Consider the following 25051-nt stretch of genomic DNA (forward strand, 5'->3'; position numbering starts at 1 on the left):
ACCTACATCAAGGGTCTTTCCACTCATCCGTGCGATATCTCAGCGTTCCCACCCGTACTTGCAGTAGCTCTTTTCTCACGCAGCGGCGGAACAGGAGTTCCGCCGGAAATCAAGGGCTTAGGCGGGAAAGTTCTAGTGCATCCACCCAGCTTCCTGCGAGTTCAAGGTGGTCAGCCAAACCTTCAGCCCGTAGAACACTTGTTATTTGACATAATATACATCGTATCTAGTAAAGTGGCGGCTGGCACTTGCGGCTCGGCGCTGACGCCCGCGCCCAGCTTATCAGGCGTTTCCGGGCCTTGTCCCGTGGCCAGCGCTCGACTTGGAAGATGGACGATGCATCAGGAAACCGAGCGCAAGCACCGACCGGGCCGTTCACTCGCCGGCGGTTGCGGCCCGGGATGCCTGGAACCAGTCCGGCGCGGCTTCGGCGCATGCCGCTGTCAGTTCATCCACTTCGCGGTCGGGTGCATCCTCGACATATTGACGCGCACGGTCCAGGTAAGTCATGCGCTTTTCTTCGCTGGAGGTATTGATCTCCCGCTTGATGTCCATTCGGTGTGCGCGGTTCCTTTCCAGGCGTTGAAGCAGACTCTCATCACTGCGGTTGCCGATCGGCTGGTGCAGTTCCGCAGGCCTGTCCGCGAAAGCTTTCTTGACAGCGCTTATCGACTGGGCATGCTTGAAGAAACCGGGAGGCATGATGGCATGGGCATCGACGATGCGTTGGGACCCCGGGGCGCTTGCGTTGTCCCAATGGTGCGCGTCGAGAAACCCACGCTCGCAAACCATCTTGGAAGCCGCATGCAACGCGAATATGGGGCAGTCAACCTTGTTCTTCTGGGAATCGTGAACGAGCACCTTGATCGATGCATGGGGCGGCAGGTGCCTTGCCATTTCTGCGAGGCTCGTCCGCAACAGCTCCCTCGTTGAAGGATGGTCCACGGGCTCAGGGATAAGTATCGAAGTCGTCTGCCCGAGTGTCTTGATATCTGCCGCCACCACATGTTCTCGGTCCGGCCGTAGCCGGAATATGGCGCGTCCAGCGGTCAATTCGCCGCGACCGATGGCGTCGCAGAACGCATGCAGGTCGGGAAAATGGTGCAATGGCAAGTGCGGATCGCCCGCCATCGCAGCCTTCCGGGCCGAGCGTGCATTTTCAGCCCTGACCGCGATCGGCAGCATGGCCGCGTCCAGCTGGAGGATGTCAATGTGGTCGAGCATGGCTCCCATGGACCGAAAATCGCCCAGGATTGATTTGATATTGTCGAGATCGTCCGCCAATGGCCGCCTTGGTGCGAGCGAACTGGTCTCTGCATTGGGCCGTGCTGAACGACCGGGATTCAGGCCCTCAAGTTCTTCGAGGTGCCCGCCGGCCGCACCTGCCCCATAGACCCGCCCTGCATGACCGGCCAGGTTACTGGTGCCCCCCGCCGCTTCCGTAGCGTGCCGTGACCTACCCGAGCTTCCGCCCAATCCTGAAATGCAGCCCCCCATGTTCGACTCCTTGAATGGAAGCCGATACTCTCCTCAACAGTCACTCGAAACGCCGTCTCGCATGCGAAGCCATGCCCGCTTTCGCGAAGAGCAGGACATCGCCGCGTTCTCGAGCTTGTTCTCAGCAGTTGCCCAGCTCGCATCAGTACCCGTCCCCTACCCTTTACCCCCTTCCCGTCATTGCTTGCCAGATGCCATCAACCCCAGCTCCGCAAGATCCGTGAAAGTGTCGTCCCCATTGTTGGCCGTGATGTTGAACCGGTAGTACCGATAGGCCGCCGGCTGCGCGACCGCATAGGTCTTGACCTCGTAGCGTTCTGCGAATTGCTGGGCGCCCTGCACGTCCAGCGTGGTCCAGGTCGCTCCGTCGTTGGAGCCCTGGAACTGCCAATCCTTCGGGTCTCGGGCCACCTTGTCGAAGGAGCTGGTCACGGTGTAACGCTCCGCGGCACGTGCGCGGTCGAGGTCGTACCGCAGCCAGCCAGTGGTGCTCGGGTGGAACCACTGCGTCGCGGAGTTGTGGTCGAACGCGTTCCCGGCATTGGTGGCGTTGCCCGCGCTGTCCGATGCCGTGCCGCCCACGGAGATGTTCACCACGGACTGGAGATTTACCGGAGTGGCACTGTCCTGGGACGAGTTGCCGCTCGTGCCGGCGGAGTTGGCCGCGGTGACGGTGTAGTAGTAGGTCACGCCATTGCTCACGGAGGTGTCCGTGTACCGGGTACCCGCGACGCTCGGCGCGATGACCTGGTAGGGACCGCTGCTGGAGGTGGCGCGATGGACCGCATAGCGGGTGGCGCCGAAGGATGCCTGCCAGCGCAGCGGCACGGCGCCGTCGCGCCCGGCGAGGCGAGCAGCATGGCGGGGGCTTCCGGGACGGTGGCGGGCGCGCCGCCGTCGCCGCCGGTGATCTGGACATGGCTGAAGGTGGAACGGTTCAGCGTGCCGTTGGCGTTCGAGGACACCACCAGGCCCGCATAGATCGTGTCGGGCACCGGTGCATCGATGCGGCCGACATCCGTGGCGGCCCAGTTGGTGCCGTCGGGAGAGACATAACCGGTGATCATGTTGCCGATGCGCTCGAGCTTCACCCAGTACGACGACGCCCCTTCGGGAAGGTCGTGCGCCTTGTTCGCGTAATACGATCCGCCATAGACGACGAGCTTCGCCATGTTCTGCTCGACCTGCCTGCGGCTGGTGAGCGCCATCCACGCACGGGGCGCGCCCGGCTCGAGGCCGGTGCGCATCATCACGCCCGCCTTGGCCGCGGTGCCGGTGTTCTGCACCGACTCGACCTTGGCGATGATGGTGCCGTCGCCGGAGATGGCCTTGTAGCTGAAATGGCCGCTGTCGCTGTCTGCCCAGATGTCGGAGCCCGCTCCCTGGACCGTCCATCTCCCGCCGGCGTAGGTGGCCGTTCCGGGCGGACTGGCGCCGCCGATGTCGGCGCTGGCGAAGCCTGAAGTGACCGATGCCGTGTCCGGAAAGGCCAGTGCCGGTGCGGACGCTGCCTCGGACGTATCGGCCTCCTTGAGGAACATGAAGCTGGTGCCGTCCACCGGCATCCAGAGGCGCCTGCGGGCGATGAACGGTGCCTGCTGTCCCTTGCGCAGCACATAGGCGGCGTGGATCTGCTCGAGCGTGATATTGCCGCCGTTGCCTCCGCGCCAGCCGTGCCCCGTGGCGTCGGAAGCGTAGTAGCGGTCCGTGGTGCCGAAGGGCAGTGCCGCCGTCGGGACGAGTTCGTTCACCCGTGCGAAATACTCGCCCGCTGCCAGGAGACGGTCGTCCAGGTCGGAATAGATGTCGATGCCCTGCTTCCACAGCGCCTCGGCGAGCATGGTCAGCGACCGCAACTGCCCATAGGCGTGCCCCTGGTCACGAAGGGTGTCGCCGAGCATCCCGATGTCGTTGGAATTGCGAAGGCCGATGTGCGCAAGCGTGCGGGCCTGGTAGACCACCTTGTCCAGGGCTTGCGCATCGTCGTTGAAGATGGACAGCAGCCCCAGGGAAACGAGGGCCAGCGCGCCCTTGTTGGCCGCCCCGAACTGGTTCTCTCCATACGGGTTGGAGGCCGGCATCAGGACATCCTTGAAGTATTTCTTCACCGTGGCGGTGTCGGATTCCCTCCATCCCGGCCAGGTGCCGCGCAGGATGTCCGCGCCACCCACGAACATGTAGGCATAGTCGCCCAGGTCGAGCATCGACTCGCGGCCGGAGAACTCGGTGTGCCGGGTGGCCCAGGCCAGCAGGATCTCGCGAGCCTTCCTCGCATAGTCTTCGTTGCGGGTGAAATACCACATCCGCGACAGGTTCCAGATGGCGACCATGTCATCGCGCCAGGGCCAGAGATTCTCGTTCGGGGCGCGGCTCACCTTGGCGAACGGGCCATGCATGCGGTAGGTCAACTGGGCCTTGCCGTCCTTCGACAGGAGGCCGAAGGCGGATTTCCAGGGCTCCCGGCCCTGATCGACGTGCGACCTGAGCGCCTCGAGATCCGCCCGGGTGAGCGGCGCACCGGGATGGGCGAAAACGCGAGCCTGGACGGTTGGCCCGGCCTGGATGCTCTTCGTCTCCTGCGGGCATTCCGTGCCGGCGGACGGCTCGGCGGCAGTGGCGGCCTCGGCGCCGGCCGAGATGGAGGCGCCCTGCCCTCCACCGCACCCGGCAAGCAGGGACGAGCACAGCAGGAATGACGCTGCGGCAATATGGATTCATCGGATCATGGAATTCCCTTGTTGGAATGATTGTGGAAGTCGCGGGGCCCCTTTCGACCGGGACGGGCGGATTCTGGCATTGGGGGCCGCAATCCATGTCCGGATGGACAAGCAATTTATCTACTGAAAATCCACTTTGATAAATGCCACCAATAATTATCTGCTTGCGCCAATTTGCATGATTTTTATTTATAAATTTAATAATTTCCATTATCGACAGTGACCAGCCCTCGTACCAGGGCGGCGGCCAAATGCCAGGGGCAAGTGCCGAGCAATCGCGACGCCCACAACGGCAAGGCCAAATACAAGGGCAAGAGTTGGCGTGCTGCGGCGCAAGGGGGAATCCCTGCCTGGACGCCTCTTCGCATGTCCCGCTGTCGTTTCGCGCAGCATGAATGGCAAATCACGCTGCCTGGCCAAGAATGTTTTCAGAGCGTGCCTCGGATCCACAGGCATGAATGAACATTCGCCAAAATCACCATGACAACCACCACCACACCGTCTGCCACCAGGGCTGCGCCTGGATTGACCCGCAGGCCTGGCCACGACGCCGATATCCAGGACACACGACATTCGCAATCGAGCAGGGCACCGGCGCTGCCACCAGGCATTCCCCAGCCGCTGGTCAACCTCCGGCCGCTGGGTGGAGTGCTGCCACCGCGCAGCGGGATGTCCCGCATCCACATGCCGCCGGCCCAGGCTCTCCCGCCCCCGGTGTCCTCCCGATCACTGATTTCTGCCTGCCCAGGCCCCGGGCAGGCAGCCTCCAGGTTACCCATCATGATCGGGGCGAGGATGCCTGACCCGATCGACCTGGATCATCCGGAGTGGGAGAAGCTTTCTGCGTTCGCTTATGCACGGGTTACCGCGCGCTTCGATCAGGAAAAATGTTTCAGCACCCATGGAATCGATGGGCAGTCTGCCTGTGTCGGCCTGTCACTCCAGTGGCTGCAGATGATCGACGGCCGGAGGATCACCTCCGGTGGCGCGGAAGAGCGGCTGACCCGATTGGCCTCCTTCGACAACACGGTGCATGCGCGTATCGCCCATGGCCTCTACAGCGCGGAACATCATCACGCTTACGACGAGGCGGTCGACAACGCCGGAGAAATCAGTATCTTGCAGGCTGCGGGAATGAAAGGTTTGCAGTTGGACTGGAAACCTGACACCGGGGGCCGGTCCTCAGAAGACGCAGCCCGCCTGATGGCGACAGCAGGGCGCGGCGTTCTGGTCATGGAATCAGGATCCCAAGCACATGCGATTGCTTTTGCCGATGTCGGGCATGGGCGCATGATTACCTTCGATCCTGCACTGGGAGAATTTGAAGTCGCCCATGGCGAACTGGCACCCATGGTGGATGAAATGGCAAGCCACATGCCATTGACGAAAGTCGAGGTGCTGGCGCTGCGCTAGGCGCGTGCGGCTGCAGCGGACCGGTGGATTCCACCAGTTGTCATTCGCCTGCTGCTGCAGAACCCGGGACCACCCGCGGCATGGCCCGGGTTCCGCCTCGCCGCTCCACCACCCGCCGTGCGCAGGCCACCAGTTCCTGCACGAATGCCAGCCGCGCCGAGGAACGCAGCCACAGCATGCCGAAGCGGCGTGACTGGCTGGCGCCGGGCAGGGGCAGGCGCACGACGCTGCGGCCGTCCGGCCAGTCCAGGGCGGTGTCGGGCACGACGGCCACGCCGAGGCCGCGGTCCACCATCATGGCGATGGCCACGAGCGAGCTGAGTTCGAAGCGCTCCTGCGGCACGATGCCGGCCTCGCGCAGGTAGCGCTCCACCATCTGGCCGCCGCCCAGGCTGCGGTCGTAGCGGATCAGCGGCTGGGTGCGCAGCAGTTCGTGCGCGTCCTGCGCGGCCAGGTGGCGCGGCGCGAGCAGGACGAGGGGCTCTTCGCGCAGCAGGGCCCAGCCGAAGGTCTTGGACAGGGTGAAGCTGGGGTGCAGGCACACGGCGGCGTCCAGCCCGCCCTGCTGCACGGACTGGTAGAGCTGCTGGGTGGTGCCCGACTGCAGGAAGACCCGCACGTGGGGCAGGCGCTGCGAGAAATCCGCCAGGATGTCCGGCAGCAGGCTGTGCAGGGCCGTGTTGATGGTGCCGATCGCGAGTTCGCCGGAAGCGCCGGCATCGTTCACATGCGCCCGGGCCTGGCCCAGTTCGCGCAGCAGGACCGGCGCGCTGCGTGCGAGGCGGTGGCCCGCGGGGGTCGGTGCCACGGTGCGCCCCGCGCGCGCGAGCAGCGGCACCTGGAATTCGCGCTCCAGGCTGTGCATCTGCTGGGCCACGGCGGCGGCGGTGAGGTTCAGCCGGCGCGCGGCTTCGGCCATGGAGCCGGTCTCGACCACCAGCATGAAACTCTGCAAGTAGCTGGTTTCCATAAAGCAATATTTTCTATCTTCTGAAGAAATATTGCATGTGTTTATCTATGCTTTCCACGGCCCAACAATGGGCGCATGAGAAGCAAGCTGTTCGTTCCGGCATCGCGGCCGGAGCTGTTCCCCAAGGCCCTGCGCAGTGCGGCCGACGGCGTGTCGTTCGACCTGGAGGATGCCGTGGCGGAAGCGCGCAAGGACGAGGCGCGCGCCCTGCTCCATGACTTCCTGCAGGCGCTGGCGCCGGATGGCGGCGGCAAGACCGTGATCGTGAGGGTCAACGCCATGGACACGCCGCATTTCGAGGCCGACATCGCCGCGTCGGTACATCCCGGCGTGCACCTGATCAACCTGCCCAAGCCGGCGAGCGCCGCGGCGGTGCAACAGGCGGCCCAGGCCATCGCCGAGGCTGCCCGCAACCGCGGCATGGCGGACGCTCCGGGCCTGCTGCTCAATATCGAGACGCCACGCGCCCTGCGCACTGCTGCGGAGCTGGCCGGCGCGCACCCGAGCGTGCGGGCACTGCAGCTGGGACTGGGCGACCTGTTCGAGCCCTTCGGCGTGGCCCGCCGCTGCCGCGAAGCGATCGCCCAGGCGATGTTCGCCGTGCGCATGGCCGCGGCAGAGGCCGGCATCGATGCCTACGACGGTGCCTTCGCCGACATCCAGGACGCCGCAGGCTTCCAGGCCGAGGCGGAACTCTCCAGAAGCCTCGGGTTCGCGGGCAAGACCTGCATCCATCCCAGCCAGATCGCCATGGCGAACGCGGTGTATGTGCCGTCGGCCGCCGAGCTGGACGCCGCCCGGCAGGTGCTGGAAGCCGCGCAGTCCGCCGATGCCCGGGGTGTCGGCGCCTATGTGGTCAACGGGAAGATGGTGGACAGGCCGTTCGTGCTGCGGGCGCAGCGCACGGTGGAAGCCGCGCGCGCCGCAGGGCTCTGCTGACCTGCCACCCCGCGCCAGGCTCGGCCCTGCTGGACCGCGAACGGCAGGCAACCATTACGACACAAAGAGACAGGAGACACACGACATGGCCGACACGAATTCCCGCCGCGGCGCGCTGCGGCGCACCTGCGCGATGGCGGCAGCCGCCGCGATGGCTGCCGCCGCCCTGCCCGCATGGGCGCAAGGCAGCTACCCCAGCCGCCCCATCACCATGGTCGTGCCCTACCCGCCCGGTGGTTCCAACGACCTGTTCGCCCGGCAGGTGGCCAAGGAGATGGGCGACCTGCTGCGGCAGCCGGTGATCGTGGACAACCGGGCAGGCGCCAGTGGCACCACCGGCACCGCGTTCGTGGCCAAGGCCGCTCCCGACGGCTACACGCTGGTGGCGGTGTCCTCGAGCCTGACGACCAACGCCGCGATGCAGGCCAGCCTGCCGTTCGATCCCGCCAGGGACCTGCAGCCGGTGGCGATGCTGGCCAAGGGGCCGCTGGTGGTGGCGGTCAACAACCAGTTCCCGGCCGGCAACCCGGCCGAACTGCTGCGTACCATCGCGGCCCATCCGGGGAAGTTCAACTACGCGACCTCGGGCACGGGCAGCGTGAACCACTTCGCGGGCGAACTGATGCGCTCCATGGTGCCCGGCATGGACATCGTGCACGTGCCCTACAAGGGCCAGGGGCCCGCCGTGACGGACGTGATCGGCAACCAGGCGCAGATGCTGATCTCCAGCGGTCCGTCGATCCTGCCGATGGTGCGCAGCGGCAAGCTCAAGGCCGTGGGCATCACCAGCCTGGCGCCCAGTCCGATCGCCCCGGAACTGGTGCCGATGTCCACCGCCATTCCCGGCTACCAGTTCGAGCTGTGGTGGGGCCTGCTGGCGCCGGCCGGGGTGCCGCCTGCCACGGTGGCGCTGCTGAACCAGGCCGTGAACCAGGTGCTGGCCAAGCCCGGCATCCAGGCCCAGTTCCTGCGCGAGGGCGCCATCGCCACCCCTTTGTCGCCGCAGCAGTTCGGGGACGTGATCCGGCAGGACCTCGCGCGCTGGAAGCAATTGGCCAAGGCCCGCAACATCGTCGCCGACTGACCGGCTGAACCAGGAGGATGGAATCCATGAGTTTCGTACCAGGCGGGCGCCAGGGCTCCCCGGGCCCGCTGAGCGGCGTGCGCGTGCTCGACCTGAGCGCCTATATCGCCGGCCCCTATGGCTGCTCGCTGCTGGCGGACCAGGGCGCGGAGGTCGTGAAGATCGAGCCGCCGGACGGCGACAACCTGCGCAAGTACCCCTCGACGCTGGAGGCCGAGAGCCGGGCCTTCCTGGGCGTGAACCGCAGCAAGTGGGGGATGGTGCTGGACCTGAAGCAGGAAGCCGACCACGCGACATTCCTGCGCCTGGCCCGCGAGGCCGACGTGCTGGTGCACAACTTCCGCCCGGGCGTGCCCGAGCGGCTGGGCATCGGGTTCGAGCGGCTGGCACAGATCAATCCACGGCTGGTGTATTGCAGCGTGACCGGCTACGGCAGCCGCGGGCCGCTCAAGGCCAAGGCGGGCTACGACCAGGTGCTGCAGACCATGACGGGGATGTGCGCGATGCAGGGCAAGGCCGGCGGGCCGCCGGAGATCCTGTACGGATCGGTCGTGGACTACTACGCGTCGGCGCTGGTGGCCGGCGGCGTGGCCTCGGCGCTGTACGAGCGTGAACGCAGCGGCCTCGGCCAGCACGTGGGCGTGTCGCTGCTGCGGGCCGCGCTCACCATGCAGTCGGCGCGGCTGGTGTGGGCGGACGGAGAGCCGCGCGAGGTGGGGCGGGACATGCGCTCGGGCGGCATCACCGGCCTGCACCCCACGCGCGAGGGCTACCTGTACCTTTCGGCCAATACGCAGCATTTCTGGGCCGCGCTGTGCCGCAAGACGGGCCTGGATGCCCTGGCTGCGGATACGCGCTACGACACGGTGCGCAAGCGCGCCCAGCACAAGGATGAACTGGTGCCCGTGCTGCGGCAGGCCCTGGCCCGGCGCAGCGCGCTCGAATGGGAGGAGTTGTTCGGCGAGGAAGTGCCGTGCGCGGCCGCCCGGGCGGTGGAGGACATGTTCGCGCATCCTCAGGTGGAGGCCGAGGGCATGATCACCCGCTTCGACCATCCGGTGCTGGGAGGCTACCGGGGATTCGCCGGCGCGGTGGAGTTCGGCCGCACGACGGGCCCGCAGGCCTTCGCCGCGCCGACCCTCGGCCAGCACACGGATGCGATCCGCCAGGGGCTGGGCCCGGACGAGACGCCATGAACGGCACGACGGCCCTGCCCGGCCTGCCCGAGGTGCTGGAACTTCCGGCCGGGGCCTGCGATGCCCACCTGCACGTGTTCGACGGCCGCTTTCCCGTGGCAGCGCCCCATGCGATGCAGGCCGCGGCCACGGCCGCGGACTACCTGCGCCTGCGCACGCGCCTGGGGTTGACCCGCGCGGTCGTGGTGCAGCCGCGGGCGCACGGCGTGGACAACCAGGCCACCCTGGACGCGATCCGCGCGCTCGGCCCGGACAGGACCCGGGGCGTGGCCGTCGTGCGGCCGGAGATCACAGACGGGCAACTGGAGGCGCTGCATGCCGGGGGCATCCGCGGGCTGCGCTTTTCGCTGCACTCCGACCGCGACGCCGCGGTGGAGCTGGACATGCTGCGCCCGCTGGCGTCGCGCATCCATGCCCTGGGCTGGCACCTGCAATTGCACTGGCGGGCCGACCAGATCGTGGCGCAGCGCGGCCTGCTGGGCGGCCTGCCCTGCCCCCTGGTGTTCGACCACATGGCGCGCGCGGGCGGGACGGGACGCGAGGCGCAGTCCGCGTTTTCCCTGGTGCGCGACCTGGTGCAGGACGGCCGGGCCTGGGTCAAGCTGTCGGGTCCGTACCTCAACAGCACGCAGGGCCTGGGAGCAGGCTACGCGGATTGCGAGGCGCTGGTACAGGCATGGGTGCGCGAGGTGCCCGGGCGGCTGGTCTGGGGCAGCGACTGGCCCCATGTGACCGAAGGCGAACGGCGCCCCGGCCCGGAACTGCTGCTGCGGCTGCTGGCGCGCTGGCTGCCCGATCCGGCCCTGCGCCGGCAGGTGCTGGTCACCAATGCCTGCGCGCTGTACGGATTCGGCGACTGAGTTTTTCCCATCAAGAAAGGACCGAGGAGATGAAGCAGATGAAGCAGATGAAGCAGATGAAGCAGGCAATCTGGCTGGCGGCCGCAGCCGCCGCGCTGGCCCATGGCGCCGTCCGGGCCGCGACCTACCCCGAGCAGCCCATCACGCTGGTGGTGCCGTTTTCCGCGGGCGGGGGCGCCGACAATGCCGCGCGCATCCTGGCCAAGGGCCTGGGCGAGGTCTCGGGGCAGAGCGTGATCGTGGACAACAAGCCCGGCGCCAGCGGCTCCATCGGCGGCGCGGCCGTGGCGCGGGCCCGGCCCGACGGCTACACGGTGCTGTTCGATGCGTCGTCGTTCGCGATCAACCCGGCGCTGCGCAAGCTGCCGTTCGATCCCGCCAGGGACCTGGTGGCGGTGTCGCAGATCATCAGCGTGCCCAATATTCTCGTGGTGGCGCCCTCCTCTCCCTACAACACGCTGCCGGACTTCGTGGCCGCGGCGCGCGCGAAGCCCGGCAAGCTGACCTACGCCTCCTACGGGCCGGGCAGCCTCGCGCAGATGGCCATGGAACTGCTGCGGATCGACGCGAAGTTCGATGCCGTGCACGTGCCCTACAAGGGCGGCGCGCCGGCCATCATGGACGTGATGGGCGGACAGGTCGATGTGTACTTCGCGAACGCGGCCTCCAGCCTCAGCTACGTCAAGAGCGGCAAGCTCAAGGCCCTGGCCGTTTCCTCCGCCACCCGCATGAAGGAACTGCCCGCGGTGCCCACCGTGCAGGAAGCGGGCATCAAGGGCTACCAGGTGATGGAATGGAACGGCCTGTTCGTGCCCGCGGGCACGCCGCCGGCGGTGATCGCACGCCTGCAGGAGCTGTCGCAGAAGGCCCTGGCGCTGCCGGACGTGCGCAGCAGCCTGGACGCGCTGGGACTCACGCCGGTGGGCAGTTCCGCCGCGGAATTCCAGAACTTCGTGAACGCGGAACGCAAGCGCTGGGACGCGGTGGTGAAGACCAACGGCATCACGGCGAACTGAGCCTGGAGGCGCGCCGCACAGGGCGCGCGGATATGCTGTCCGGATCTCCCTTCTCCGGAGTCCCGGATGCCCTCTTCCACGCCCATGCCGCCGCTCGGACGGCGCACCTGGCTGCTGCTCGCGGCCTCTGCCCTGGCCACTGCCTGCACCACGTCCCCGGATCGCTTCCAGGGTACGTTCCTGCAGCCCTGGAAAAGTTACGAGTCGCTGTCGTCCGAGGAATGGCGCCGCCGCCTGCGGGCCACGCGGGCACTGGGCTGCGACGAGATCGTGCTGCAGTGGAGTGCCACGGAGGGCGGCGCGCACCCCTGGGCGCTGCCGGATGCGCTCATCGCGATGCTGTTCGACGAGGCCGGGCGCGAGGGCATGGGGATCCGCGTGGGCCTGCCCTACGACGAGCGATGGTGGACCGTGCTCGCATCCCGCGATCCCGGCGCGCTGCCGGCCTTCCTCGCGGCCACGCAGGCGCGCTGCCTGCAGTACCTGGCGACAGCGCCCTGGCCCCGCCAGCAGGGATTCCGTGGCTGGTACCTGCCCTATGAACTGGACCAGTACAACTGGGCCACCACCGAGCGCCGGGCACTTCTCGTGCCCTGGCTGCAGGCCATCGCCGCGGGCGCGGGCAGCCACGCGCCGCTGGCGGTGTCCACCTTCTTCAGCAAGCTGCAGACGCCGGGCACCCTGACCGCCCTGTGGACGGACATCCTCGACAAGGTGGCGTTGCGGCCCATGCTGCAGGACGGGGTCGGCGTGGCCGGCATGGGCAACTATGCGGGGCTCGAACCGCTGCGCGCTCTGCTGCGCCAGCGCGGCGTGCCCTTCGACCTGATCATCGAACTGTTCGAGCAGTTGCCGCCGGAACCAGGCACGGGCGACGCCTTCCGCGCGCGTGCCGCGACGGCCGCCCGGGTGCGGGCGCAAATGGATGTCGCCCGGACGTACGGCGCCGAGCGGGTCATCGCCTTCGCAGTCGATCCCTGGATGCTCGGGGACACCCCGGAAGCCCGCCAGCTGTGGCTGGAATGGCAACAGGGACGTTGAGCTGGCGCAAACATGCGGTCCGTCGGCCCGCAGGCTATTGTCTTATCAATAAAAACTATCGAAAATCGATGGAACGCAGAAATTGACAAAACAATGGGCCTCGCAGACACCACCGCCGATGCCGTGCCCGGCGCGCCGGACAGCCCTTCGCCTTGCGCCGTCGCGGCCTCCCACGCAGACGCCGTGGACCGGGAGGGGCGCCTGCCCACTGAGGCGCTGGACAGCCTGCGCTGCCGCGAGTGGCTGGGCCTGCTCGTGCCGCGCCGGCATGGCGGCCCGGAATGGTCCCTGCGCGCGGTGGCGAACCTCTGCCGCGAACTGTCGGAGTCGTGCGCTTCCACCGGCCTGATCTTCGCGATGCACCATTCGCAGGCGGCCGTGGCGGTGCGGCAGGCCGGCGAGAGCGCATGGCACCAGGACCTGCTGGGGCGCATGGCACGGGAACAGTACGTGGTCGCGTCCGCCACCACGGAAGGCGCCACCGGAGGCTCCATCCGCACCAGCGCCTGTTTCCTGGACCGCCGGGGCGACGCCCTCCATCTGGACAAGCAGGGCTCGGTCATTTCCTATGCCCGTGCTGCCGACGTGATCCTGGTGTCCGCGCGGCGCGCGGAAGATGCCGCCCCTTCCGACCAGCAGCTGGTCGCGGTCCTGCGCGAGCAGTTCCGGCTCACGCCCCAGGGCCGCTGGAATCCCATGGGCATGCGCGGTGCCTGTACCGACCGGTTCGACCTCCATGCGGAATGCGGCGCGGAGCAGGTCTTCGACGGCTCCTTTGCCCAGGCGATGTCCGAAGCGATGCTGCCGACCTCCCATATCCTGCTGGGTGCCGTCTGGCTGGGTATCGCCGTGTCCGCGCTGTCGCGCGCCCGGGCCTTCCTGCGCATGCGCAACCGCAGCGGGCAGCCGCAAAACCCCGTCGCCAACCTGCGGCTGGCCGAGGGCGAGAGCCTCGTGCAGCAGTTCCGCGCCCTGCTGGCCGCCAACGTCGCGTTGTACGAGGATGCGGCGGCCCGGGCCACTGCCCACGAACGGCTGGTGAGCTACAACGCATTGAAGGTGGGCGCGTCCGAGCTGGTGGTGCGCATCACCGACATCGCGCTGCGCATCTGCGGCATCCAGGGCTACATGGACGATGCCGGCGAGTTCTATCTCAGCCGGCATATCCGCGATGCCCATTCCGCGATGGTGATGGTCAACGACGACCGCATTCTCGGCAACATCGCCCCGATCGCGCTGGGCGTGCCGCTCGGGCGCGATATCTGAGTCCGCCGCCGTCTTTTCTTCCCGCCTGGTCCACCGATACCGCCCTCCTCCACCATGACCCCCTCCGAAATCGAAGCCCAACTGGCGGACATGATCCAGGCCGCCGTGCTCAAGAAAGTCTCTCCCGATACGCTGCTGCTGGAGTCCGGCCTGCTCGACTCGGTCGCTGCCGTCGATCTCATGCTGGCCATCGAGGGGCGGTTCGGCTGCACGGTGCCGATCACCGAGGTGGAGGAGCACCTGCGCTCGCTGCGCACGCTGTCCACCTACGTCGCGGCCCACTGCTGAACGCAGCCGCCGGCCGCCATGCATTTCGATTTCGACTCCGGGGAATTCCGGGACACCTCCGTGCGGCCCGATGCGCTGGCCGTGATCGCCCACGACCGCAGCCTGAGCTGGCAGGCGCTGCAGGCCGAAGCCGCGGCCTGGTGCGGGCAAGCCCGGGCCCTGGGCCTGGGAGCCGGTGCGCCCATCGTCATCCGCGGCCACAAGGAGGCCGCCTTCATGGTGGCCCTGGCCGGCGCGCTGATGCTGAAGGCCCCGTTCGTGCCGGTCGATGCCGTCTATCCGGCCGAGCGGCTGCGCAGCATCATCGGCACGCTCGATGCCCACCTGATGTTCGATGCCGCCGCCGGCCGCTTCGAGGTGCTCCGCCCCGGCCCCGCCCCGGAACTGGCGGAGAAGGATCTGGGCTACATCATGTTCACCTCGGGCACGACCGGGCAGCCCAAGGGCGTGCAGATCGGGCGCGAGGGGGTGCGGGGCCTGATCGACTGGATGCGGCTGGATTTCGATCTCGGGCCGGCGCCGGTCTTCCTGAACCATACGGTGTTCAGCTTCGACGTGTCGCTCTACGACGTGTTCGGCACGCTGGTGCTGGGGGGCAGCATCCTGATGCTGGACCGCGCACGGGCGGCCTCCTCGCAGGAGGTGTCGGCGCTCATCGCGCGCCACCGGGTGACGACCTGGGTATCCACGCCATCGTTCGCGCAGCAGCAGTTGATCAATCCCGCGTTCTCCCAGGCCGCCCTGCCCTCGCTGCGCACCTTCCTGTTCTGCGGGGAACCGCTGCCGGTGCCGCTGGCGCGCCAGTTGCGCAAGCGCTTTCCCGGCGTGCCGATCCTCAACACCTACGGCCCGACCGAGGCCACCGTGGCCACCACGCTGCTGCGCGTGGACGATGCGCTGCTGGCCACCGACGCGGTGATGCCGATCGGGCATGCCAAGCGCGATTCGCTGGTGTACAGCGATGGCGGCGAGCTCTGCATCGTGGGTCCGCACGTGATGCGGGGCTATATCAACCGGCCGGACCTCAATGCCACCCGCATGTTCGTGCGCGACGGCCAGCGCGGGTTCCGCACGGGCGACCTGGGCACGGAGGCGGAAGGCGGCATGCTGTTCTGCCAGGGCCGCATCGACGACCAGATCAAGCTCAACGGCTACCGGCTGGAGTTGCTGGAAGTGGACGCCGCGCTGGCCACGCTGCCGGGCGCGCGCGCCGGGGCCGCCGTGGCCCTGCGCCGGCCGAACGGCACGGTGGCACGCCTCGTCGCCTTCGTGGAGACCGGCGACGACGGCACGGCCGCCCTGCCGGAGGAACTGGAGGGCTGGAAGGACCTGCTGGCCGCGCGGCTGCCGCACTACATGCTGCCCACCGAGTTGCTGCCCTGCGCGCGCCTGCCGGTGTCGGTCAACTACAAGATCGACCGCGCGAAGCTGTCGGAGATCTACCAGGCGCTCAACGCCTGACGCTGTCCGTGCGGCTGGGCTGCATGGCGAGCACCGGCCGGGCCGCCGGCCCGGTCAGGAACAGGCTGAGGTGGTCGCCGGCCTGCAACGGTGGCAGCGCCCGGGCGGCCGTGGCCGCCGCATCACCGCAGCGTGCCGACAGCCGGGCCTGCACCGGGTTCACCTGCCGCGCGGCCGAGGTGTCCGGGGCCACGTCGCGGAACACCGGCGTGCCTGCGGGCGACAGCACCAGTTGCGCCGTGCCGCAGCCTTGCGCGAGGTTGTAGAAGCGCAGTTCGGCCTTCAGGGCATCCTGCGTGTCCGTCGTATCGTCGATGGGGGTGAAGGCGTATTTGCCGCCCTCGCGGCGCAGCACGAGCGTGCTGAAGCTGCCGGGCCGCACCTCCAGGCTGGCCGCGGGCCGGCCATCCACTACCACCGCGAATGCCTTGCCGCCGCCCACGATGGCGTAGCTGGTGGCAGGTGTTTCTCCGCCGATGCGCTGGGCCTCCCCCTCTGCCACGCGCACCAGCAGCGCGCCGGGCAAGGGGTTGGCCACCCGCACAAAGGCGGCGCCGGCCGGCGGGCGCGCGGCATAGAGCTGCGACAGCACGCCCTCCTGGGCACCCGCACCGGCCGTGGCGAGGACCAGGGACAAGGCAGCGGCCAGTCGGCGAAACAAGAGAGGGAAAGCAGGCATGTGCGGGTCCGTGGATCAGAACTGGAAATAGAGGAAGCGCGTTTCCCGGTGCAGGTTGGCCAGGCACAGGAACAGCACGGCCAGCGTGGCGGCGAGCCACGCGGCGCTCGGCTGCCAGCCCATCCACGCCGGCCGGGCCTCCTGCGGGCGCGCGAGCGCGGGCGAGAAGTGCCCGAGGATCTGGTGCGAATTCGGGGCCAGCCACACGATGGCCAGCAGCAGCGGCAGGTACACCGCCAGGAGGTGCCGGCCCGCAAGCACCCGCCACGGCAGTTCACCGGACCACGCCAGCTCCAGCCCGCTGCCCAGCGGCTCCACGCCCTGCAGGCCGGCCATGCCGCGCAGCAGGTCCAGTGCATCCTGCACATGGGCGGCTCGGAAGAACGCATGCGCCACCATCACGGCCACGAAGGTCAGCAGCACGCAGAAGGCACGCCACAGCCAGCGGCTCCACGCCCTGGAGGGCGCGATGCGCCCACCCGCAACGATGCGCCAGGCGTGGTTCACGCACAGGTAGCTGCCGTGCAGCAGGCCATAGATGAAGAACTGCAGGCCCGCGCCGTGCCAGATGCCGGCCAGGCCCATGGTGTAGAGCGTGGGCACGGCGATCATCATCGCGAAGCCGCCGGGCGTGCGGCTGCCCGCGGAGCCCACCGGCAGGCCGCGCCGGCTGCGCCACCGCGACAGCTGCATGGCCATGGGGTAGTACAGGTACGCGGTGAGATAGCGCGTGAGCGTCATGTGCCAGCGCGACCAGTACTCGATGATGCAGGGTGCCTTGAAAGGTGAATTGAAGTTCAGCGGAAAGCGGATGCCGAACATCTTCGCCAGGCCCAGGGCCATGTCCGAATAGCCCGAGAAGTCGAAATACAGCTGCATGGCATAGGCCAGGCTGGCGCCCCAGGCGCCCCAGAACCCCAGTTGCGCGGGCGCGGCGAACCCTGCATCGGCATGGGGGGCGATGGTGTCGGCAAGCAGCACCTTCTTGGCCAGCCCGATCACGAACAGCGTGCCGCCGATCGACAGGTTTTCCGCCCGGAACCGGTAGTTCTGCGCGTCGGCGAACTGCGGCATCATCTCCTTGTGGTGCAGCACCGGCCCTGCGATCAGGTGGGGAAAAAAGGTGACGAACAGCGTGTGGTTGAGCAGGCTGGGCGACTTGACCATGCCCGCCTTGCAATCCAGCAGGTACCCGATCTGGGTGAACGTGAAGAACGAGATCCCCAGCGGCAGCAGGATGTCCTCCACCGGGCCCTGTCCCACGCCCCACTCCCGCAGCAGGCCGAGCAGCGCGGCGAAGTACTTGTAGTGGAACAGCAGCGCCAGGTTGCAGGCGATGCCGAAGGCCACCGTCCACCACTGCAGGCGGGGCCGGGGTGCGTTGCGCACGATGAGCAGGCTCACCAGGTAGTTGAAGGCGATCGAGGCCGCCAGCAGTAGCACGAAACGCGGGTTCCACCAGCCGTAGAACACGAACGACACCACGCACAGCCACAGGGCCGCCCACCGCAGGCGGACGGCGCCCAGCGCGTAATAGCCCGCCAGCGCCACGGGCAGGAAGAGGAAGAGGAACAGGTAGGAGTTGAACAGCATGGCGGCTCGTTCAGGGCAGCGCGGCCAGCGCGCGCCGCTCCTCGGCGCTCAGCGGCAGCGAGAGCGAGAGTTCGGAGAACTGCCAGACCACCAGCCGGAGGCTGGCGGGCCAGCGTTCCTGCCGCGCGAGCGCCGAGAGCATCGCGCCCGAGAAATAGCCGCCATCCTGGCTCTGGTTCCACACCTCCCGCCCCAGCCGGCGGCCAAGGCGCTCCGCAAAATCGCTGCGCAGGCCGTTGGAGTCGCCCAGCAGCAGCACCTCGGCCTGCGGGCCTTCGTCCAGCAGCCCGCCCGCGTGGACTGGCCGCACGTGTTCTGGGACGACCCGCTCCAGGGGCGGACGCCAGCCGTCCGGCGCATGCTCCAGGCCGGCCAGCACGATGAGGTCGCCCATGCGCGGCTCCGGCGCCGTGCCCCGCTGTGCCTCGAACACCTGGCCGCCCGGCCCTCCCAGGAGCGGCAGCGCGACCTCGGCCGCACGCGCCGCCGCGGCCTCGGCGCCCCGGGGCGCCATGTGGACATCCGTGCGGTAGAAGGCTTGCGGCAGGCTGGACAGCGCCGGGCGCAGGTCTGCGAAGGGAACGCCTCCGGCGGCCAGCGCCTGCTGCCAGGCATCCAGCCGCGCCTGCAGGGGCCGGGACACCTCCAGGCCGCACAGGTGCGCGGATTCGATGCGCGACTTGTCGGGCACGACGGCGACCACGGTGTGGATGCCCGATTGGCCGAGCCGCCCCGTCCAGTGGCGCATGAGCTTCAGGCGCTGCGAGAAGGCATCGCCCTGGCCGGGCTGCGGCTGCAGGCCGTCGCGGTAGAACAGCCAGTCCGGGCAGCCCTCCCGCACCTGGGGCCCCAGGTCGCCCAGGAGCCGGTAGCGCAGCGCAGCGCTCCACAGGTCGATGCGGCCCTGGCCCGGCAGCGTGCCCAGCGCCCGGTTGAGCTGGTTGCCGGCCCGGCCGTCCACCCAGTGGTCCGGCTGCCATTCGGACGGATCGATCTGCATCCGGGCCAGGCGTGCCGCGCTCCAGGCACAGCCCGCGGCCAGCACCAGGGTCACGGCGACGGCGAACCACCGGTGGCCGGCCCAGCGATCGCCGTCCGGGGGCGTCTGCGGTGCGTCCATGGCTCAGCCGCCCAGCGCGGCCTGGAGCCTGCGGTTCCAGTCCGCGTCGCTGATGAGCGCCGGGCCGTCCCAGAGCCCGCGGGCATCGGGCCCCAGGTGGAAGTTGGGCTCGAACAGCTGCCAGACGAGCACCTGCGGCGGCTGCCTGCGGAAGCCTTCCGATTCCAGGTACTCCATCAGGACGGACCAGAAGCCCACGTCACCCGGCTTCCAGTTCACCGACACACGCCGGTCGAGCAGGTTCGAGAGTTTCTGGGCGAAGCCGAAGTACGGCTGCACCATGCTGTTGCCCGTCACGTGCACGGGGGCCGGGATGTCGGCCAGCAGGCTGTCGGCTTCCACCGCGCGGCGCACGGTGAAGGTCTCCCGCCCGACGGCCTTGCGCTGCTCGGGCGAGAGAAAGCGGTCCGCCAGGTCGCCGTAGCGGCGCTCGTTGGAGAGGCTGCCCAGCGGTAGTCCCGTGCCCGGATCGCCGGCCAGCTTCGGCACCAGGCTGCGGATCAGGTCGGCGGTGGCCTGGGCCGTGGCGTCCGCCGCGGGCTGGGCCCAGTGCTGGTCCGTACGGTAATAGACGGGCTGCCCCGCCGCGCGCAACGCGCGCAGGGGCGCTTCGTCGTCGAAGGTGGGAATGTCCGCGGCGCGCATTTTCTCGACGATGCGCGCATAGCGGGTGCGCATCTCGGGGGCCAGGGCCATGCCTTCGGGCAGCTTGTCCTCGTAGATCACCATCTTGTCCGGAAGCACGGGCGCCACCAGCAGGATGCCTTTCGCCGCCAGCCTGCGCCGCACGTCGGCCACGCGGGTGACCGTGGCGTCGATGCCGGCCCAGTCCGGCACGGCCGCATTGCCCCAGCCCGCGAACAGGTAGTTGTCCCTGCCCGTCACGGCCAGCGTCGCAGCCTGCTGCTGGGCGGCGACGGGCAACGCGAGCGCCAGCGGCCAGGCCAGCAGGGAGCGCCGGCGCAAGGAACGGCACGGAGCACATGCCGGGAAAGCGGACGGATTCGTCGTCATGGCGAAGGTTTCAGTAGGAATAGGACAGGTTCATGAACACGCCGCGCGCGCGGCTCGCGTCCCCGCCGCCGAGGTTGGCGCGGTACTGCAGGCTCCAGTCGATATGCGAGCGCTGGGCGGTGTAGCGGTCGCCCGCGAGCCAGTAGCGGAAGTTCACGCCGGGGCCGGCCGCCACCGACCAGGAACGGCCGTTGCCCGCCAGGTCGAAAGAGCCGAAACCTGCCACCGGAACGCCGGAGGCCCGGTTGCGGTTGGAATACCAGTCCGCTGCCACGCTGACGTGCGGGAAGATGACCAGGCGGTCGCTGTAGGGTGTCAGGAAGCTTCGGCCGGCGCGCACCTCCCCGGCGACGAAGCCCTGACCCCGCTTGAGGCGGCCCTCCCCGGTGGCCAGGACATCGCCCGAGGTGTTGCGCACGGCGTAGCGCACGGGCGTGTCCAGCAGGGTGTAGCCGGCCTGCAGGTAGCCTTCCATCGTGAACCAGTCGCTCGCGTCCAGGCGCAGGCCCGTGCCGTCGTAGAAGCCGTAGAGCATGTAGGCCTGCCAGCCACCGGTACCCCGGCTGGACTGGTAGTTGACGGCGCTGGCCTGGTTGTTCAGCTGGCAGCGCACATCGTCCGCCGCGGGGTTGAGGGCGCCGCTGCGGGACGCGCTGCCCAGCAGGAACTGCCGCTCGATGCCGAAGGTCAGGTTGGTGGCCGCCGACGGGGTCAGGCGCGCGCCGATCGCACCGGTGGTGGACGGCAGGCCCGACACGCCGCGGGTGCGGGTCTCGGCGACATCGATCGTGCCGCCGCAGGGATTGCTCACCACCTGGGCTCCGGTCACGTCCGTGCCGCTGCGCAGCGTATTCGACACCCGGCCATAGACATCGAAGGTGGTGTTGCTCGAATTGAGGAATTGCGGCGGCCTCCAGTACACCTCGGCGGTGGAGAAGACCGAATCGCCGGGCACCGACACGGGCTGGCCGACCAGGGCATTGGATGCCGAGCGGGCGCCGCGATAGCCCACCGAAGCGTTCACGCCCCATTCGCGCGAGAAGTTGCCGACGGCGCTGCGGGTGTCGAAGCGCTGCTGTGCGTCCAGTGGCAGCTTGCCGGCGTCCGCGTCGTCGATGGCCTGCCGCAGCATGGCGGCGGCCGCGGGGCGGTTGCCCGTGGCCGCGGTGGCATAGGCTTCGTCCAGCACGTTGGTGGCCGGGGCCTCGCCGGTGCTGCGCGCCGCCACGAAATCCTGCAGCGCCAGCTGCGGCCGGTCTTCGGCGAGGTACAGGTACGCGCGCTGCCGCAGCAGCGTGGCGTCCGCGGGCTGGGCCTGCAGGGCGGCGTCCAGGCGCTGCAGCGCCTCCTGGCGCTCCGCACGGTCGCCCGCGGCCAGCGCGATGGTCAGCAGGTTCTGGTTGGCCGCGTTGGCCGGCTGCTCCGCCACGGCCTTGCGCGCGAGCACGATGGCATCCGCATAGCGCTTCTGCCCGTAGGCCGCGTAGGCACGCGCGGCGGGATTGTCAGTGCCCGGTGCATCCCAGGGTTGCAGTTCGCAGGTGGTGCCGTAAGGCGTTTCGCGGCACATCTGCAGCGGCGCATAGGCCGTGACGTCGCCCGGCACGGCCGACCGGCCCCACCGCGTGGCCTCCCCGGCACGTGCGCGCCGGGCGGCCGCCTGCGCATCGTCCGCGGGCAGCGGGTCGAGCAGCGCGAGCGCCTGCGCGGGCCGGCCCGCGGCCAGGGCGAGGTCTGCGCCGATCAGCCGAGTGTCGCGGCGCTGCGCATCGTCGATCCAGTCGTGCCCGAGCACTGCCTGGATGTCTTCCTGGGCGGCGTCGGAGCGCCCCAGTTGCTGGCGCAGGTAGGCCCGCAGCAACTGCACGGCGGTGTTCTCCTCGTCCACCTGCAGTGCCGCAGTGGCGGCCTGCTCCGCCCCAGCGATGTCCTGGGTGCTCTGCAGGATGCCGATGAGCAGCATCTGGTGGCTGGGCACGTCCGGGGCCAGCCGCGCGGCCTCGCGGGCATCCGCCACGCCCTCGAGCGGCTTGTTGCGGGCGATGGCGTCGTAGGCCTTCTGCGCGTGCCGGTTGGCGATGGCCTGCCGCGCGAGCCGCACGCGGGCCTCGATGTCGTCCCGGTTCGGCGCGCCCAGCGCCATGGCTTCGGCTCCCGCGCGGATGGCATCCTCGTAGCGCTGCCCGTCCTGGAGCGCATCCAGCCACAGCAGCACCCAGGGACCCTGGCTGGGGTCCAGCCGCACCGCCTCCTCGGCCGTGCGCGCCGCCTGGGCGTAGTCGCCCCGGTTGTACTGTTCGTAGGCCTGCGTGGCGACGGGAAAACCGCGCCGGTACGCTTCCGTGGTGACCACGCCTTGCGCCGCAGGCTGGGGCCGCAGGTTGGCCACCGCCGCCTCCAGTTCGGGACTGGAGGCCCCCCGCGCCACCGCCTGCTCCGCGGCGCGCAGCGCATCCTCGTTGCGGCCCAGCTTCTGCAGCGCATAGACGCGCAGCAACTGCAGCCGCGCGACGTCCGGACGCAATTGCAGCGCCGCGTCGGCACGCTGCAGGGCGCGCTCGTAGCGGCCGCGTGCATAGGCCCGGTAGCCTTCGTTGGCCAGGCGCCAGGCCCGGCCGCGCAGCACCGGCCCGCGCGCGGCCTTGCGCTTGCGCAGCACGGAGCGAGCCCCGGCCGGAGAGCCTGCATCGGCGTGCGTCGCGGGCGAGCGCTCGGTCCTTCCCTGCGCACGCCGGGCAGGCTCCACCGGCTCTGCAGGCAGGAAAACCGGCGGCGGCCGGTTCGATACGGCATAGAGGCGGGCCGGCCACCACGGCAGCGGCGGCGGCATATCCACGACGATGTCGGCCTTGCCGGAACGCGGAACATCGGCATCCGCCTCGCGGTCCGCCGGCCCGCGTCCGGCGCCCGGATCGCCGTGCAGCGCCAGCTCCATCCGCATGCGCCGCGCCATGGCGTCGCGCGGATCCAGCAGCGTGTGGGCGGCGTGGACCACCGGTTCCTGCGGCAGGTCGGGCAGGCGGGCCGGGCGCGGCAGGCTGAGGCTGTAGCTCATGGCGAGCCGCAGCGGCGGATCGTTCTGGCCCTCATCCATCGTCGCGGCATGCTGCAGGCCGGCCGTGGCCATGGCGGGCGCAACGGGCCACAGGGCGGCCAGGGAAACCGCCAGGATCGTGCGGTGGCTCAGTCGGTTCATGCGGTTCGGGCCTGCGGGGAGGCGTGGGAAAACTCTGCGGCATGGGCCGACTCTTCGCGCTGGAAGGAAATCGCCTCCTCCAGCGTGCCCTCGTCGAGCCAGCCGTTCTCCAGCAGGATGGTGCCCAGGGGCCGGCCCGAGGCGCTCTGCAATTGCAGCGCCTGGTCCAGGTGGGCCTCGTCGATCGCGCGCCAGGACAGCAGCACCTCGCCCAGGCGCCGGCGGCGCTGCACCAGCTGGTCCGCCGAGGGGAAGTCGTGCATCGTCTTGTCCCAGACCAGACGGGTGCCGAACAGCTTGTTGGACAAAAAGAGCCGCCACGCGCGCGCCGCCGCCATGGCGTTGATGCAGTTGCCCACGATCATGCGCGGCACCGACAGCAGCCCGTGCTCCCAGCCGTACATGCTGGTCACGAAATAGGCGCGCTGCACCACCCGCAGCATCAGTGCGAAGGCGTTGAGGCCCATCACCGTCATGAGCCATCCGCCCGGCGAGAACACCGAGGGGTAATAGACGGTCCACCAGCCCAGCGCATCGGCGATGAAGAAGAGCAGGAAGTTGAACATCAGCAGGTAGCCGAGCATGGCCATGAAGGACGTGACCAGCCCCTTGCGGTCGCGGAAGAGCAGGTATTTGGTCGCCAGCGATCCGCTCCAGCCCACCTGCTCCCAGCCCTGCAGGCCGATGCCCAGCGTCCAGCGCGCCTTTTGCCGGTAGGCCGTGCGGAAGGTGTCGGGGAAGAATTCGCGCACGCCCAGGGGCATCTGGATCGTGCCGGTCTTCTCGCGTCCCAGGCCGAACCAGCCCACGCGGCGCGTGACGTAATCGACGCCGAACTTGCCGAAGATCTGCTTCATTCCCATGCGGCTCAGGCGCGTGCCGATGTCGTAGTCCTCGGTCAGGCTGTCCACATTGAAGGGCTGGTTGTCCATGGTGCGCGACAGTTCCTGCAGCGCACGGTGCGAGAAACACGTGCCCACCCCGGCGGACGGCACCATGCTCGACATGCTCTCGCGCACCACGAGGTCCTTGCTGTGCCACTCCGCGAATTCGTCCATGTAGGTGCCGGCGACGATTTCGAACCAGCTGCGCTCCAGCGAGGTGACCGGCAGCTGGATGAAGTCCATGCGCGGCAGCAGGTAGTTGTAGTACTTGAGCTCCAGCGGGTGGAGCACGTCTTCGCTGTCGTGCAGCACCACCCCGGCGAACGGCTGCGGCATGTGCTGTTCGTGCCGGAAGAGCGCCTGCACGATCCAGTTGAGGCAGTCGGCCTTGCAGGTCGGCCCGTCGTGCGGCACCTCCACGCGCACCAACTGGCGGTAGCGGCGGCGCATGCGCTCCACCTCCGCGATGGTGCGGGCGTCGTTGCGGTAGGTGCCGACGAAGATCGTGTAATCCTTGTATTCCAGCGTGGACACCATATTGCTCAGCATGGGCGCGATCACGTCGTACTCCAGCCAGGCGGGCACCATGATGGCCATCGGCTGCTCGGGCCGGTCGCGCAGCTCCTGAGCGGTCAGGCGCTTGTACCGGCGCCGCACCGTCACGCTGCGATAGGTCTGCCGCGTCCAGTACCACACGTCGATGAACAGGTCATCGATGCTCGACAGCAGGATGACCACGCTCACGACCGCCGTGAGCATCTCCAGGCAGCGGTAGTAGTCCGCGAAGAAGTAAGGCCAGTACAGCGACATGCCGGCT

General features: G+C 68.7%; 20 protein-coding genes. 10 read left to right on the plus strand and 10 right to left on the minus strand.

Translation table 11 applies throughout. The features are described from left to right. Positions 1-375: 375 nt before the first annotated feature. From ACGHC0_RS13190 to ACGHC0_RS13200, 3 genes are all read right to left on the minus strand, one after another. Positions 376-1284 (minus strand): YopJ family acetyltransferase, encoded by a 909-nt coding sequence (locus tag ACGHC0_RS13190; protein ID WP_415265811.1) that lies wholly within the window; start codon positions 1282-1284, stop codon positions 376-378. A 390-nt stretch (positions 1285-1674) separates the two neighbouring features. After that, positions 1675-2199 carry a discoidin domain-containing protein gene (locus tag ACGHC0_RS13195; RefSeq protein WP_368351432.1) on the minus strand — a complete coding sequence of 175 codons (525 nt, stop codon included), beginning with the start codon at positions 2197-2199 and terminating at the stop codon, positions 1675-1677. Next, complete coding sequence (locus tag ACGHC0_RS13200) at positions 2196-3893, minus strand: alginate lyase family protein (RefSeq protein WP_368351433.1); 1698 nt, start codon at positions 3891-3893, stop codon at positions 2196-2198. Before ACGHC0_RS13200 ends, ACGHC0_RS13195 begins: the two co-directional genes overlap by 4 nt. 1116 nt (positions 3894-5009) lie before the next feature. Here ACGHC0_RS13200 and ACGHC0_RS13205 point away from each other — a divergent pair. Next, positions 5010-5627 carry a YopT-type cysteine protease domain-containing protein gene (locus ACGHC0_RS13205; RefSeq protein WP_368351434.1) on the plus strand — a complete coding sequence of 206 codons (618 nt, stop codon included), beginning with the start codon at positions 5010-5012 and terminating at the stop codon, positions 5625-5627. Positions 5628-5667: 40 nt separating this feature from the next. Here the strand turns inward: ACGHC0_RS13205 and ACGHC0_RS13210 are convergent, their stop codons facing one another. Continuing rightward, a complete protein-coding gene (locus ACGHC0_RS13210) occupies positions 5668-6597 on the minus strand; it encodes a LysR family transcriptional regulator (protein ID WP_368351435.1) in 930 nt (309 codons plus the stop codon). 75 nt (positions 6598-6672) lie between these two features. On the opposite strand from ACGHC0_RS13210, the gene ACGHC0_RS13215 reads away from it, so the two are divergent. The 9 genes from ACGHC0_RS13215 to ACGHC0_RS13255 all read left to right on the plus strand — a co-directional run bounded on the left by ACGHC0_RS13215 (position 6673) and on the right by ACGHC0_RS13255 (position 15748). Beyond that, on the plus strand, positions 6673-7536 hold the full coding sequence (locus ACGHC0_RS13215) for an HpcH/HpaI aldolase/citrate lyase family protein (RefSeq protein WP_368351436.1): 864 nt from the start codon (positions 6673-6675) through the stop codon (positions 7534-7536). 85 nt (positions 7537-7621) lie between these two features. Then, entirely contained in the window at positions 7622-8620 is a 999-nt protein-coding gene (locus tag ACGHC0_RS13220) for a tripartite tricarboxylate transporter substrate binding protein (protein ID WP_368351437.1), read from the plus strand. 26 nt (positions 8621-8646) lie between these two features. Next, complete coding sequence (locus ACGHC0_RS13225) at positions 8647-9816, plus strand: CaiB/BaiF CoA transferase family protein (protein WP_415265812.1); 1170 nt, start codon at positions 8647-8649, stop codon at positions 9814-9816. Then, positions 9813-10676 carry an amidohydrolase family protein gene (locus ACGHC0_RS13230; protein ID WP_415265813.1) on the plus strand — a complete coding sequence of 288 codons (864 nt, stop codon included), beginning with the start codon at positions 9813-9815 and terminating at the stop codon, positions 10674-10676. The genes ACGHC0_RS13225 and ACGHC0_RS13230 overlap by 4 nt, the downstream gene beginning before the upstream one ends. A 38-nt stretch (positions 10677-10714) precedes the next feature. After that, positions 10715-11692 (plus strand): tripartite tricarboxylate transporter substrate binding protein, encoded by a 978-nt coding sequence (locus tag ACGHC0_RS13235; RefSeq protein WP_415268417.1) that lies wholly within the window; start codon positions 10715-10717, stop codon positions 11690-11692. A 66-nt stretch (positions 11693-11758) separates the two neighbouring features. Then, positions 11759-12733: a DUF4434 domain-containing protein gene (locus ACGHC0_RS13240; RefSeq protein WP_415265814.1), complete on the plus strand. Its 975-nt coding sequence runs from the start codon at positions 11759-11761 to the stop codon at positions 12731-12733. Between the two features lie 93 nt (positions 12734-12826). Beyond that, complete coding sequence (locus tag ACGHC0_RS13245; protein WP_415265815.1) at positions 12827-13999, plus strand: acyl-CoA dehydrogenase family protein; 1173 nt, start codon at positions 12827-12829, stop codon at positions 13997-13999. A 54-nt stretch (positions 14000-14053) separates the two neighbouring features. Then, positions 14054-14287 carry an acyl carrier protein gene (locus ACGHC0_RS13250; protein ID WP_368351443.1) on the plus strand — a complete coding sequence of 78 codons (234 nt, stop codon included), beginning with the start codon at positions 14054-14056 and terminating at the stop codon, positions 14285-14287. An 18-nt stretch (positions 14288-14305) separates the two neighbouring features. After that, on the plus strand, positions 14306-15748 hold the full coding sequence (locus ACGHC0_RS13255) for an AMP-binding protein (RefSeq protein WP_415265816.1): 1443 nt from the start codon (positions 14306-14308) through the stop codon (positions 15746-15748). Here the strand turns inward: ACGHC0_RS13255 and ACGHC0_RS13260 are convergent. Genes ACGHC0_RS13260 through ACGHC0_RS13285 form a run of 6 tightly spaced genes read right to left on the minus strand, consistent with a single transcriptional unit; the run spans position 15738 to position 25044 of the window. After that, positions 15738-16385, minus strand: a complete 648-nt coding sequence (locus ACGHC0_RS13260; protein ID WP_415265817.1) for an alginate O-acetyltransferase AlgF — start codon at positions 16383-16385, stop codon at positions 15738-15740. The genes ACGHC0_RS13255 and ACGHC0_RS13260 overlap by 11 nt on opposite strands. 57 nt (positions 16386-16442) lie before the next feature. Beyond that, complete coding sequence (locus tag ACGHC0_RS13265; RefSeq protein WP_415265818.1) at positions 16443-18020, minus strand: MBOAT family O-acyltransferase; 1578 nt, start codon at positions 18018-18020, stop codon at positions 16443-16445. 10 nt (positions 18021-18030) lie between these two features. Next, complete coding sequence (locus ACGHC0_RS13270) at positions 18031-19140, minus strand: alginate O-acetyltransferase AlgX-related protein (protein WP_415265819.1); 1110 nt, start codon at positions 19138-19140, stop codon at positions 18031-18033. A 3-nt stretch (positions 19141-19143) separates the two neighbouring features. Beyond that, complete coding sequence (locus ACGHC0_RS13275; protein ID WP_368351448.1) at positions 19144-20106, minus strand: alginate O-acetyltransferase AlgX-related protein; 963 nt, start codon at positions 20104-20106, stop codon at positions 19144-19146. Positions 20107-20164: 58 nt separating this feature from the next. Then, positions 20165-23350: an NfrA family protein gene (locus ACGHC0_RS13280; RefSeq protein WP_415265820.1), complete on the minus strand. Its 3186-nt coding sequence runs from the start codon at positions 23348-23350 to the stop codon at positions 20165-20167. Beyond that, positions 23347-25044: a glycosyl transferase family protein gene (locus tag ACGHC0_RS13285; RefSeq protein ID WP_368351450.1), complete on the minus strand. Its 1698-nt coding sequence runs from the start codon at positions 25042-25044 to the stop codon at positions 23347-23349. Before ACGHC0_RS13285 ends, ACGHC0_RS13280 begins: the two co-directional genes overlap by 4 nt. Between the last annotated feature and the right edge of the window lie 7 nt (positions 25045-25051).

This window comes from Acidovorax sacchari, from assembly GCF_042847045.1.
Classification (GTDB): domain Bacteria; phylum Pseudomonadota; class Gammaproteobacteria; order Burkholderiales; family Burkholderiaceae_C; genus Paracidovorax; species Paracidovorax sacchari.